The organism is Planktothricoides sp. SR001, from assembly GCF_001276715.1.
GTDB lineage: Bacteria > Cyanobacteriota > Cyanobacteriia > Cyanobacteriales > Laspinemataceae > Planktothricoides > Planktothricoides raciborskii.
The window spans coordinates 213,406-226,744 of the sequence record NZ_LIUQ01000001.1; the positions used below are offsets into that span (position 1 = coordinate 213,406).

General features: G+C 46.6%; 10 protein-coding genes, 1 pseudogene and 1 riboswitch. Of the genes and pseudogenes, 9 read left to right on the forward strand and 2 right to left on the reverse strand.

What is annotated here, in order from left to right; translation table 11 throughout:
• Positions 1 to 324 precede the first annotated feature (324 nt).
• Positions 325 to 405, forward strand: a pseudogene (locus AM228_RS36625) (transposase); the annotation flags it as partial.
• A gap of 232 nt (positions 406 to 637) precedes the next feature.
• Here the strand turns inward: AM228_RS36625 and AM228_RS35890 are convergent.
• Positions 638 to 769, reverse strand: a complete 132-nt coding sequence (locus AM228_RS35890) for a hypothetical protein (RefSeq protein ID WP_255353124.1) — start codon at positions 767 to 769, stop codon at positions 638 to 640.
• A 765-nt stretch (positions 770 to 1,534) separates the two neighbouring features.
• On the opposite strand from AM228_RS35890, the gene AM228_RS00845 reads away from it, so the two are divergent.
• From AM228_RS00845 to AM228_RS00865, 5 genes are all read left to right on the forward strand, one after another.
• Positions 1,535 to 2,863, forward strand: coding sequence for an ABC transporter substrate-binding protein (locus tag AM228_RS00845; RefSeq protein ID WP_054464192.1), 1,329 nt, complete (start codon positions 1,535 to 1,537; stop codon positions 2,861 to 2,863).
• 99 nt (positions 2,864 to 2,962) lie between these two features.
• On the forward strand, positions 2,963 to 3,814 hold the full coding sequence (ntrB, locus tag AM228_RS00850) for a nitrate ABC transporter permease (RefSeq protein ID WP_082348687.1): 852 nt from the start codon (positions 2,963 to 2,965) through the stop codon (positions 3,812 to 3,814).
• 119 nt (positions 3,815 to 3,933) lie between these two features.
• Positions 3,934 to 6,027: a nitrate ABC transporter ATP-binding protein gene (locus AM228_RS00855; protein WP_054464194.1), complete on the forward strand. Its 2,094-nt coding sequence runs from the start codon at positions 3,934 to 3,936 to the stop codon at positions 6,025 to 6,027.
• 134 nt (positions 6,028 to 6,161) lie between these two features.
• Positions 6,162 to 7,715 carry an ABC transporter ATP-binding protein gene (locus tag AM228_RS00860; RefSeq protein ID WP_054464195.1) on the forward strand — a complete coding sequence of 518 codons (1,554 nt, stop codon included), beginning with the start codon at positions 6,162 to 6,164 and terminating at the stop codon, positions 7,713 to 7,715.
• A 160-nt stretch (positions 7,716 to 7,875) separates the two neighbouring features.
• Positions 7,876 to 8,709 carry a cobalt-precorrin-6A reductase gene (locus AM228_RS00865; protein WP_231636519.1) on the forward strand — a complete coding sequence of 278 codons (834 nt, stop codon included), beginning with the start codon at positions 7,876 to 7,878 and terminating at the stop codon, positions 8,707 to 8,709.
• Between the two features lie 33 nt (positions 8,710 to 8,742).
• Here the strand turns inward: AM228_RS00865 and AM228_RS00870 are convergent, their stop codons facing one another.
• Positions 8,743 to 9,978, reverse strand: a complete 1,236-nt coding sequence (locus AM228_RS00870; protein ID WP_054464196.1) for a bifunctional cobalt-precorrin-7 (C(5))-methyltransferase/cobalt-precorrin-6B (C(15))-methyltransferase — start codon at positions 9,976 to 9,978, stop codon at positions 8,743 to 8,745.
• A gap of 39 nt (positions 9,979 to 10,017) precedes the next feature.
• Positions 10,018 to 10,235: riboswitch (cobalamin riboswitch) on the forward strand.
• Positions 10,236 to 10,291: 56 nt separating this feature from the next.
• Between AM228_RS00870 and cobG the strand changes: the two genes are divergently transcribed.
• From cobG to cobI, 3 genes are all read left to right on the forward strand, one after another.
• A complete protein-coding gene (gene cobG, locus AM228_RS00875) occupies positions 10,292 to 11,779 on the forward strand; it encodes a precorrin-3B synthase (protein ID WP_054464282.1) in 1,488 nt (495 codons plus the stop codon).
• A 162-nt stretch (positions 11,780 to 11,941) separates the two neighbouring features.
• Positions 11,942 to 12,571 carry a precorrin-8X methylmutase gene (locus AM228_RS00880; protein ID WP_054464197.1) on the forward strand — a complete coding sequence of 210 codons (630 nt, stop codon included), beginning with the start codon at positions 11,942 to 11,944 and terminating at the stop codon, positions 12,569 to 12,571.
• Positions 12,568 to 13,281: a precorrin-2 C(20)-methyltransferase gene (cobI, locus tag AM228_RS00885; RefSeq protein WP_054464198.1), complete on the forward strand. Its 714-nt coding sequence runs from the start codon at positions 12,568 to 12,570 to the stop codon at positions 13,279 to 13,281. The genes AM228_RS00880 and cobI overlap by 4 nt, the downstream gene beginning before the upstream one ends.
• Positions 13,282 to 13,339 lie beyond the last annotated feature (58 nt).

Genomic DNA, 13,339 nt, shown 5'->3' on the forward strand with positions numbered 1-13,339 from the left:
AATCGCAGGGAAATAACCACAAAATTATCTGCTGGGAGACATTTCGTGAGGAAGGTTCAGCTTCATGGTGACAAGACACAAGCCGTACAGGACTCAATTGTGGCCGGAAGATATCAGGCAACGTACAATTTCGAGAGCTTTAGGCAAAATAGGATTTACCCGAAAAAAACATTCGGCTACAAAGACACATATGAGCAAAAATGGGCTGAATTTCTAGAAGAAATATCAGGTATATATCCAGAAGATATTGTCTATTGGTGGTGATTGACAATGCCACTTTTCATAAAGGAGGACGGATTCAAGAGTTGATTCTAGGCGCTGGCTGGGTGTCGATTACTATATCTGCCGCCCTATTCGCCGGATCTCAACAAAATTGAGCGCTGTTGGTCTTGGCTAAAAGCCCGGAAGAGTAAATGTCTTGACCAATTTGATTCTTTGCATAAAGCGATGGATCATCTTCTAGCTCTCGTGTCCTAATCGCGTTGGCTACTGCTATAAAAGCGGTGGTATCATTTATTTTAGTTACTAATCTGTAATTGTATCAATACAGAAAACATAGAAACTACAGAATATTTAGAAACATTTAGGAACCGGGGTTTTTCTCTGAAGTATTAGCAACCCAGTTTCTGCTATTTTATTAGGCTGTCACTAAACTCGGTTGACTAAATAAGTTTGCCAACCGACGCACCGAGCGATCGCGCCAGTTACCTTGGCCATAAGCATAGCCAGCCATCAAGGGAAACGCCAAAGTTACTTCAGAAAATACCATAAGTTCTACATTTTTGTTTAGATTGCCGCTTTTCTTGCCACGAATTTATAAACTGTGATTGGGGCAAGCCATCGCGTTACACTTGGTTAACCAATAAAATTGTGAATATTATTAATTCCATTATTAGCGCGATCGCCGTGATTTTATTCACCTGATTTTTACCCATTTAGTATTGAATTTAATTGCCAAAAAACAAATTATTTTAAACCACACATACACAGAGAGAGAAGATTCACAAAGCTTTTTGTATTTTTTGTGTCTCTGTGGGCTACATCTATTGATTTTATGGTCACAAAATATCGCATCTAAAAACGACCAACCTAGAGATTAAACCCATCTCCATGTAAAAGCTGCATAGACAAAATGCAGTAAATTCATAATTTGCAATATATTGTCACAAAAGATACGAATTTGCCTGATTTATCCCCTTAAGTTATCAACAATTCACGTTCAACAAACCAAGGAGACAGCCAAATCCATCAACCTATCCAAATATATTCCGTGCGCTCGTCTTGCGGAGGGCGAGGGAATCGCTCGGAATTCTGACGAGAATTAAAATTCTGGTTTTGCTGCCCTCTATACAAATAAATATTTGTCATTGTTCCTATAAGCAAAGCCCATAAGCCGTTCGCGAAACGTTGCGGATGCAATATCGAAACCTAAAGCAACAAACTTTCATTAAGTGAGGGCAAAACCCCCCTTTTTACCCCCCTTTGTACCTTTTTAGTCCGCCCAAACCTCCAGAAATCTGATACTTGGAAGAAAATGACGAAATTTTCCCGACGCCAATTCATTCTCACCGCCGGAGCAGCGACAGCAGCCAGCCTACTGGCTCACGGCTGTAGTTCCGCTCCGACCAACACCAGCACGAGCACATCTACCACCGTGCCAGCAGTCAACGTCAACCCTGCTGATGCCCCAGAAGTCACCGCAGCCAAGTTAGGATTTATCGCTCTGACCGATTCTGCACCCCTGATTATTGCCAAAGAAAAAGGCTTATTTGACAAATACGGCATGAAAGATGTCGAAGTAGTCAAACAAGCTTCATGGCCAGTGACACGAGATAACTTAGAAATCGGTTCCCAAGGTGGCGGTATTGATGGGGCGCATATTCTCACCCCGATGCCGTACTTCATGTCTTTGGGCCAAACCAAGAACAAGCAACCCGTGCCGATGTACATTTTAGCGCGGTTGAATACCAACGGGCAGGGGATTTCTGTTGCCAATGCCTATAAAGACTTAAAAATTAGTCTGGATAGCAAGGGGCTGAAAAATGCTTTCGCCCAAGCCAAGTCAGGGGGCAAAACTGATTTTAACGTAGCCATGACCTTTCCCGGCGGCACTCACGACCTGTGGATGCGCTATTGGCTGGCAGCGGGCGGCATTGTTCCCGAACAAGATGTTTCCGTTGTTCCTATCCCTCCGCCCCAGATGGTTGCCAATATGAGAACCGGCAATATGGAAGCCTTCTGTGTGGGCGAACCCTGGAACGCCCAACTGGTCAATCAAGGCATCGGCTATACCGCTTTAGTAACCGGAGAACTTTGGCAAGACCACCCAGAAAAAGCTTTGGCGATGCGATCGGATTGGGTTGACAAACATCCCAAAGCAGCCAAAGCAATCTTAATGGCGGTTCAAGAAGCCCAACAGTGGTGTGAAAAGCCGGAAAATAAAGAGGAAATGTGCCAAATCGTTTCTCAGGCGAAGTGGTTCAAAGTACCAGCCACAGATATTATCGAGCGCTCCAAAGGCAATATCGACTACGGCGACGGGCGTCCCCTTGTCACCAACAGCCCTCTGCGGATGAAATTTTGGGCTGATAATGCTTCCTATCCCTACAAGAGCCACGATTTGTGGTTCTTAACTGAAAATATTCGCTGGGGCAACATTCCTGCGGACACGAATATTAAGGAAATCGTTGACAAAGTAAATCGCGAAGATTTGTGGCGAGAAGCGGCCAAAACTCTCGGTGTTGCCGCCGCCGAAATTCCCACCAGCACATCTCGCGGCATTGAAACTTTCTTTGATGGGGTCAAATTTGACCCTGACAAACCAGAGGAATACTTAAAGAGCCTAGCGATTAAGAAAGTTTAGTCGCACTCCAGGTGAGGCATCCCGCCCCATACCCCATACTCATCTTTTTTAATTACGACTGTACCCATATACCCACTTGCCCACGAGTCCATAAAAACTATGACTGCTATCAACAGAAACAGACGTTCCAGGCTGCCCCTATTTTTGCCCAAGCCAATCCGCAATTTTCTCCAAAACACTTCCCCAAAGCTGGTTAGACCCCTAATCGCTCTTGCGATCGTAATGGTGGTATGGCAAATTCTCTGTCCTCCTGGCTCAAAAGGATTGCCTGGACCGATGCAAGTGCTGGCTGACACTTGGAATCCTTATTTGATTAATCCCTTTTTTGACAACGGCGGCACCGATAAAGGTCTAGCTTTGCAAATTTTTGCCAGCTTACAGCGGGTGGCGATCGGTTTTTCCCTGTCTGCGGTGGTTGGCATCACCCTAGGCATTGTCATCGGTATTAATAAACTAATCTACGAAGCCGTAGACCCGATTTTTCAAGTGTTGCGAACCATTCCTCCCTTGGCTTGGCTGCCTATTGCCCTCGCTGCTTTTCAGCAAAGCAATCCCTCAGCTATTTTTGTCATATTTATTACTTCGATTTGGCCGATCATTATCAATACAACGGCGGGAGTTCAACAACTACCACAAGACTACCGAAATGTGGCTAGAGTTCTCCAATTATCTGGTTTTGAATATTTCTTGAATATCGTATTTCCGGCGACAGTTCCCTATATTTTTACCGGGTTGAGAATTGGCATCGGCTTGTCTTGGTTAGCAATTGTGGCAGCGGAAATGCTGGTCGGTGGCGTTGGTATCGGTTTCTTTATTTGGGATGCCTACAATAATTCTCTGATTAGTCAGATTATATTGGCGTTGGTTTATGTAGGAGTTGTCGGTTTGTTGTTGGACAGATTTGTGGCCTATATCGGTTCTATTGTGGTGCCGAAAGAACAACAAAAATAGCAAATGTTTAATGGGTAATAAATCGTAAGAAATAAAAAATGATTAATTACTCATTAGCATTAGGCAAGTAATCAATAGGCAAATTATCAATTCACTATTACTAATTATTTGGGTTAGCAATGTCAGTATTTGTTGAAGTCGATCACATTGATAAGATTTTTCGTTTGGACAACGGCGGTAGCTATATCGCACTGAAGAATATTCAATTAAAAATTAATCAAGGAGAATTTATCTCCTTAATCGGGCATTCTGGTTGTGGCAAGTCTACTCTGCTAAATATGATTGCCGGTTTGGATCAACCTTCTACCGGAGGAGTGATTCTGGAAGGGCGACAAGTAAAAGGCCCAGGTCCCGATCGCATGGTGGTGTTTCAAAATTATTCCCTGTTGCCTTGGTTGACGGTACGCCAAAATATTGGTCTGGCGGTGAATCGAGTTTTGCGACATCAGCCGAAAGGGGAAAGGCGGGGAATTGTCGAACACCATATCGATTTGGTGGGATTGCGACACGCTGCGGACAAGCGACCGGGAGAATTGTCCGGGGGGATGAAACAACGGGTGGCGATCGCCCGTGCCCTGGCAATTCGTCCGAAATTGCTGCTGCTTGATGAACCCTTCGGCGCCTTAGACGCTTTGACAAGAGGCGGTTTGCAGGAAAAATTAATGCAAATTTGCCAAGAAAGTAATGTCACTGCGATTATGGTGACGCACGATGTAGACGAAGCCTTATTGCTATCCGATCGCATCGTGATGTTGACAAATGGCCCGGAATCTCACATCGGTCGGATTTTAGAAGTTCCCATTCCTCGCCCCCGCGAACGGATGGAAGTAGTTAAGCATCCCAGCTATTACGGCTTGCGAAGTGAAATAATTGATTTCCTCAATCAGCAAAAGCGCGATAAACAACGCAAGGCAAAACAATCCAAATCGATCGCGATCGAGACCAAGAAACCCGGTTTCTTGAAGCAACCGGGTTTCTCCCAGCAGGCACAAGTCCTGGAAAAAGTTAGCCTCGATATCGGCTTTTTGCCGGTGACTGACTGCGCCCCTTTAATCGTGGCCAAAGAAAAAGGCTTTTTCCAAAAACACGGCTTAGAAAACGTCAATCTGGTTCGGGAAAAAAGCTGGCCGGCGATCGCTTCTGGGATTTCCTCTGGCAGCTTGGATGCGGCGATGATGGCGGCAGCGATGCCCCTCGCCTTGACTATCGGCATGGGCAAGCAATCTTCCAATCGACTGCCTGTTCCTGTCGTCACCGCAATGGTTCTCTCCCGCAATGGCAATGCGATTACTTTGAGCAAGCGGTTTTACCAGCAAGGGGTGCGAACTCTGGCAGATTTCAAAGCAGCGATCGCGGCAAATCCCGATCGCGTCAGTACCCTGGGTGTTCCTAACCAAGCCTCAATTCATAACTTGATCCTGCGCTACTGGCTGGCATCTGGGGGCATCGACCCGGATTTAGATGTGAATTTAACAGTGGTGCCGCCGCAGGAAATGATCGCCAATCTGAAACAAGGCAATCTTGACGGCTATTGTGCTGGGGAACCCTGGAACACCGGCGCTATCCAACAAGAATTGGGATTTGCGATCGCCACCGATCTGGATATTTGGCCCGGTCATCCAGAAAAAGTCTTGGGAGTGCGCGAGGAATGGGCAAATAAATATCCCGAAACCCATATCGCCCTTCTCAAAGCCTTAATGGAAGCTTGCGAATATTGCGACGATTTCCGGCACCGTTCGGAAATCGCCACAATGCTGTCTCAGCCCCAATATATCGGCGGCGATACCGGCTGCGATATCGCCTGGGTAGCGCCCGGATTCGCCGAACCCTACCACTTGGGAACCGATGCAGAACCCCAGATCCTACGGCAATACCACCAATTTCATGTGGATCATAGCAACTGTCCCGGTCGGGTCGAGGGATTATGGATTCTCACCCAACTCGCTCGCTGGGGAATTACTCCATTTCCGAAAAACTGGATTTCTGTTCTGGAACGATTGCGCCGGGTGGACTTGTACGGCGAAGCCGCCCGTCAATTAGGTTGGCCAGATACCGAACCCAATCGCCAATCATTTCAACTCTTCGATCGCATGGTGTTCAACCCTGACGATCCGATTGGCTACCTCCAGCGCCTCACCATCAAACGCGACATTCGCATCGAAGAAGTTTTCCTCGATGCTGAAACCACTTCTGAAACCACTAAAGCTTTGTAGGGCGGTCGTCCGTTCGCTCTCGCAGTGCGGAGCACTTTAGCCTTGGCCGATGCGCCCTAACAGTCCTGCCTCCTGCCTCAACAGTTGTGCCGCCAAATGCCCCATCCCTCATCAGTCATCAATAGCCATCAATTATGCAAATCCAAACCTTACCGACAACTAACCCGACAACTAACCCTCTGGCAAGTCGCGAAGCATTTCTGGCGATCGATAACGTTTCCAAGGTTTATGACACCGCCAAAGGATCTTATCCTGTCCTGGAAAATGTCAATCTCACCGTGTCTGAAGGCGAGTTTATCTGCTTGATCGGACATTCTGGCTGTGGCAAATCCACCCTACTGAATATGGTGGCGGGTTTTCTCCACCCCAGCGAGGGAGAGGTGCGCCTACGCAACCAGCGCATCGCCAAACCTGGCCTCGATCGCATGATGGTGTTTCAAAACTATTGCCTTTTGCCTTGGAAAACGGCGTTTGAAAATGTTTACCTGGCAGTCAAGTCGGCCTATCCCAAAAAATCCCACGCTGAAAGAGTGGCGATCGCCGACGAACACTTGGCAATGGTCGGACTCACCGAAGCCGGACACAAGCGTCCCGGACAAATGTCTGGGGGGATGAAACAGCGAGTGGCGATCGCTCGGGCTTTGGCCATTCGCCCCGAAGTCCTAATTCTCGACGAACCCTTCGGCGCCCTCGACGCCATCACCAAAGAAGAATTACAAGAAGAACTGCTGCAAATTTGGCAAGACCATCCCTGTACCGTTTTGATGATTACCCATGACATTGACGAGGCATTGTTTCTCGCGGATAAATTGGTAATGATGACTAACGGGCCTGCGGCTAAAATTGGCGAAGTGCTGGAAATCCCTTTTCCCCGTCCTCGCGTCAGAACTCAGGTCATGGACGATCCCCGTTACAAGGAACTGCGTAACAGTGCTTTGGACTTCTTGTTCCACAGGTTTGCTCACAGTGAAGAACCCGCCCCCACGATAGCGGTAAATTCCGTCAGTCCCAGTTCAGAATATGCTTCCAATGCTTCCAATGCTTCCAATGCTTCCAATGCTTCCAATGCTTCCAATGCTTTAAGAGCGTTTTCTCTCCGCAATGGCTCGATTGCTTTAGCCGCCACCGCTTCGATTTGTTTGTTGGGTTCTGTGCTTTATGCCCAGTTACAAAATAACCAGTTACAACGAGGCAATGCTGACAAGATTACCCCGGCACCGCAGGTTTCCGCACCGAGTGCGATCTCTCAAAGCGAATCGCTGCCGCCAATCGCTTCTGACCCCGCGACGCAGCCATCAGAAATAACAACTAATCAGCCAGAAACCACAGCCACACCCAGCATCTCCTCACCATCGGTGACATCTGTAACCCCAGAAATTACCGATCCGACTCAAATTTCTGAATTGAACTGGAAACTGTACGATCTCATCGACCAAAATTGGCAGCAATTCCCCACTTTCACCGAGGATTTGATTTACTTGGTCAAAGTTAACTCATCTGGGGATATCTTTAGCTACCAGCCCAGCAATCAAGCCGCATCAGACTATCTCCAAGAAACGCCTTTCCCGGATTTGGTCGATACCGCCAACCCCGCAGCCACTTCAGATTCACAAGCACCTTTGGCTTCTTTCCAAGTGGTACTCACCCCTACAGGTGAGTTGGAAGTCACGCCCGTTGTTCAACCTTGACTTATCCCCTGCATCCAGCGGGTTGTGATGTAATTCCTGTTCAGAGTCCTCCGGTTTCTCCTGAGAAACTGGAGGATATCTTTTTGATGCTTATGATTCGATTTCGACAGATTTTTTGAGAAAATGAAATGGATCTAAAGAACAATCTGAAGAAGAATAAATGATGGGCAATTTTCCCTTGACCAGTCAGAAAAAGACCAATCAGAAAAGAGTGTTGATTTTAGGGGGTACTGGAGAAGCCGCAGAATTAACGACTAAAATTGAGCAAATTCCCGGTGTAGAAGCGATCGCATCTTTTGCCGGTCGCACAGAAAAAACTAGGGCTGAAATAAACCCGGTTTCTTCAACCAACCAAAGAAACCCGGTTTCTTCAAGAAACCGGGTTTCTACTCGCACCGGGGGATTTGGCGGTGTAAATGGGTTAGTCGATTATCTGCGGCAAGAACGAATTGATATTTTAATTGATGTTACTCATCCTTTTGCTGCCCAAATTTCTTTTAATGCCGCTCAAGCAGCCGATGAATGTGGCATTCCTCGCTTAATGTTAGTCCGTCCCGCTTGGGAAAAACAGCCGGGAGACAATTGGATTTCGGTGGCAAATAATCAAGCCGCAGCAGAGGCTTTACCTGGGTTAGCCGAACGGATATTTCTCACTATTGGTCGGCAAGAACTTTCCGCTTATGCCCATTTAAAAACTATCTGGTTTTTGATGCGAATGATCGATCCACCGGCAGCAGATGTTCCCGTACCACCGGGTAAGTTACTGTTAGAAAGAGGGCCTTTTTCTTTGACACAAGAGCGATCGCTTTTGCAAGAATATCAAATCGGCGCGATCGTCAGTAAAAATAGTGGCGGGGATGCCACTTATGCCAAAATCGTCGCCGCACGAGAGTTAGGAATTCCGGTGGTAATGGTGCAACGGCCATCGGTTCCCGAAGGGGAAAAAGTGGCGGATGTAGAAAGGGTTTTAGAGTGGTTGAAGAACCGATGCTAAATGAAGAAACCGGGTTTCTCCCCCGGTTTCTGACTATGGTTTTTGTACAGTCCACTGGGTTATGGGAGCCATCGCTTTCCAGCCTAAAAACTTGCCCACAGGTTCGGCTCTTTGAATGCCAATTCTGGTTAGTTCTCCCCCTAATTGACTATGCCATTGAAATAAGATTAATTCGCTTTCTACTGTAACCGCATTGGCGACAAGACGACCGCCAGATCGCAGTGCCGACCAGCAGGTTTCAAACAATTCTGGGACGGTGATGCCACCGCCAATAAAAATCGCATCTGGTTGAGGTAAATCTTTCAGGGCAGCGGGTGCAATTCCTGCGACAATTTGCAAATCGGGAGTACCCAAGGCGCTGGCATTATCGGCAATGTATTGCAATCGGCTGGGGTGATGTTCGATCGCAATACTCCGGCAACGGCGATCGCAGCGCATCCACTCAATGCCAATAGAACCACAACCGGCACCTACGTCCCACAACAGTTGTCCCGGTAAAGGGGCTAAAGCTGTCAGGGTAATCGCCCGCACTTCTCTTTTTGTTAACTGTCCATCATGGTGATAGGCTGTGTCCGGCAGTCCGGGCAAGCGCCCAATTAGAGAAACCCGGTTTCTTGAAGAAACCGGGTTTCTTCTACAGTTAATCGCGATCGCATTCAAGTCGGCAATATCTTTGGCAATATCTTTGGCATTCCAAGATGCAGCGGTGCCTTCAATTAACCTTTCGCGCTTCCCTCCTAGATGCTCTAAAACCACCATAAGACTATCGCCAAAGCCCTGCTGAGTAAGAATTTCCGCCACAATAGCCGGAGTTTGGCCGCTCTCACTCAGGACTAAAAGTTTTGCCCCTGGATAAACCCAGGCATTCAATAAAGCCGGAGGACGACCGCATAAACTCACGGTTTCCACCTCGGTCAGGGACCACCCCAAGCGACTACAGGCCAGACTTAAGGTAGAAACCGATGGAATAATCGTGATTTCTGTCATAGGAATGTGCCGAGTCAGGGTGACGCCAATGCCATACCACATAGGATCGCCACTAGCTAAAACACAGACCCTTTGACCGCGACGGCGAATAATCTCATTCACGGAGTCTTGGATCGGCGTTCTCCAGACCAACTTTTCTCGACAATCCTCTGGGGGCAACATGGCTAAATGACGTTCACCGCCAACAATTACCGATGCCTGGGAAAGAAGACTTCGCCCCACCTGGTTTAATCCCTCTAAGCCATCTTCACCAATGCCGACAATCGATAGCCATTTCTCCATGAGATTCTCATCCTTTGTCTCTAAATGTCTCTAAATGTCTCTAAAAAAAATTTAACTTGTGCTATAGTGCTTTCACTTGTCGTTGGGAAAGTCCGGTGGGATTCCGGTACTGTGCCGCAACTGTAATCAAGAGAAAAGCCGGTTATTAGAAACCCGGTTTCTTGAAGAAACCGGGTTTCTTGGAATGCTACTTAGGCAGGCATTCTATTTTTTCCGCAAGTGAAGTCAGAACGCCAACGACAAGTTTTTTCACTCTCTGCTAGAAACTTAGTTTCTGACTACTTCTCTGCGTCGCATGGAGAAAAAAACAACTGTGAATTGGTTAGTTAAACCGAATGTTTGTCCAGGGTTATTTTACGGCACTCCTGCCCAAGATGGCTTTTTAATTCGCATCCGCACCCCTGGGGGTTGGCTGAATGCGGAACAGGTTCACGCGATCGCTAATTTGCTCGCCCGGTGGCATACTACAATACAAGTGACTAATCGGGCAAATCTGCAAATTCGTGCCGTGCAAACATCGCCCACCTTAGAAGATTTTCAAACTTTACAAAAGTTAGGATTAGCTGCCCAGAATCCGCAGATCGATCATCTGCGGAATATTATGTGTAGTCCTACCGCTGGTATTGACCCTCAAGAATTAATCGATCCTCGGCCTTTAGTCCAAGAATTAGATCATTTTATTCAGAATCATCCGGCAATTACCGCCCTGAGTCCTAAATTTAGTATTGGCATTGATAGCGGAGGTTCCGTAGGCATTGGGATGCGATCGCCCCGCCCCTGGGAACACCGCTATAACGAAATTCAGCTATCAGCAATTGCCTTAGAAAATCAACCGGAAAATCAACCGGATTTAACCCCAGGGGTTTACTATCGATTGTCCCTGGGAGGCGATCGGCAATTGGATGATACCAATGTAGTGATTAAACCAGAAAATTGTATATCCTTAGTCGCTGCCCTAGTCCAAGTTTATCTGGATTATGTACAGAAAAATCCAGAAACGACAGCTAAAAAAGGCAAAAAAAGTCGGATGAAACACTTGTTAAAAGATTGGGGCATTGCCAAATATATTGAAAAAGTTCAGGGGCATTTAGTTTCTCATTTAGGGGGGCATCCCTTACCTCAAATTGTTACTGAATCAGTATTACCAAGTCAGCCCTATAATCATCTGGGGATTCACCACCAAAAGCAGGCCGGATTATCCTATATTGGCTTAGGTTTAAGATTAGGAAAACTAACGGCGGAGCAACTGTGGGCATTAGTAGAAATTTCAGAAACTTTTGGCAGCGGTCAGTTGCGATTAACGCCTTGGCAGACTATTTTAATTCCGAATATCCCGAATGAAAAAGTGTCAGAATTGTTGCCCAAATTGACATCATTAGGATTGTCCCCAGACCGGGGATGGGATCATGGGATTGTTGCTTGTGCGGGAAAACCTGGTTGTGCAGCAGCGGCAACTCAAACCCAAGTTCATGCTTTAATCTTGGCAGATTATTTGCGCGCTCGCTTCTCCATCAGCCCCCCCTTTGAAGGGGGGGATCAAGGGGGGGTGAATATTCATGTTACAGGTTGTCCTAAATCCTGTGCTCAACCGAGTCCAGCCGAAATTACCCTTTTAGGCACGACCATTGAGCAAAATGGCGAAATACTTGAAGGCTATGAAGTCTATGTGGGGGATGAGAAAGACTCGTTCAAGACTCAAATTTTCCAGGGCAATTTTGCGGAAATTCTTCCCAGGCTAGAAGATTTTTTGCGCCAAAATCAATTAAACTTAAAAAAATCACAGAAAAATTGGCTCGTGTAGTTGTAGGGTGCGTTAGGCGAGCGCCGTAACGCACCGAAAAAAACCTCACAAAAATTTGGCTGGTTTATTTGTAGTAGTTGTAGGGTGCGTTAGGCGATCGCCTAACGCACCAAAACATCACAAAAATATCAATAATTTAGTATAATAAAAAATGCAGTTAATATGATTGATTACATTAAAAATGGCGAAGAAATTTATCGTAAATCTTTTGCGATAATTCGCGCTGAAGCTAAATTAGAAAAGTTATCTGAAGATTTAGCTCATGTAGCGGTTCGGCTAATTCACTCCTGTGGCATGACCGATATTGTAGAAGATTTAGCCGCGTCACCAGATGCGGTACAAGTGGGACGAAATGCCCTATCTCAGGGGGCGTCGATTCTTTGTGATTCTCAGATGGTAGCTAATGGGATTACTAAGGCTCGTTTGCCGAAAAATAATCCGATTATTTGCACTTTGAATCATCCAGAAGTTCCGGCGATCGCCAAGAAAATTAATAATACCCGGTCAGCGGCAGCTTTAGAATTTTGGCAACCTTATTTAGCCGGATCTGTGGTGGCGATTGGCAATGCACCAACGGCGCTATTTAGATTATTAGAATTGCTAGATGAAGGAGTCGCAAAACCGGCATTGATTTTAGGTTTTCCCGTGGGATTTGTAGGCGCGGCAGAATCCAAAGTCGAATTAGCCGCTAATAGTCGCGGTGTGCCATTTATTACTCTGCACGGACGCAGAGGTGGAAGTGCGATCGCGGCAGCGGCAGTCAATGCGTTAGCAAAAGAGAATGAATTATGACTGAATTAGGCAAATTAGGCAAACTTTACGGATTGGGAATTGGCCCAGGGGATCCAGAATTGCTCACCCTTAAAGCCCACCGGATTTTGACAACGGTTCCGGTGATTGCTTATCCGACTTTAGAGAATGGCAAAGTTTTCGCCCGGGGGATCGTGGCTGAATTTATTCGCCCTGACCAAATAGAAATTCCTATGCCATTGCCCTTTAGTGTGAAACGCAGTTCTCAGCCCCATTATGATATGGCTGCGGCAAATATTGCCGAACATCTCAGTGCCGGGCGAGATGTGGCCGTCTTATGTCTAGGCGATCCCATGTTATATGGCACGTTTATGTATATTTTTAATCGCTTATCGGGGGGGTTTTCCGTGGAAGTTGTACCGGGAATTTCTTCGGTAATGGCTAGTGCGGCGATGCTGGGCGTTCCTATTACTTATCGCAATGATGTATTTGCCATTATGCCTGCCACATTAGAGGCGGAAATTTTGCGTGATCGCCTATCCGTGGTCGATGCTGCTGCCATTATTAAATTAGGCAGACATTTTGCCAAAGTTCGGCAAATTCTCGATGAGTTAGGCTTGTTGGATCGCGCCCTTTATATTGAACGAGCTACCTTGCCCAATCAAAAAATTATTCCCATTCGGGAAGTCGATCCAGCAGCGGCTACCTACTGGGCTTTAATTCTGATTCCTAGCCAAACTAAACCCCAATAAAACCACATATAATGGCTCATATAATGGCTCATATAATAGCTCATATAATGGCTCGTAT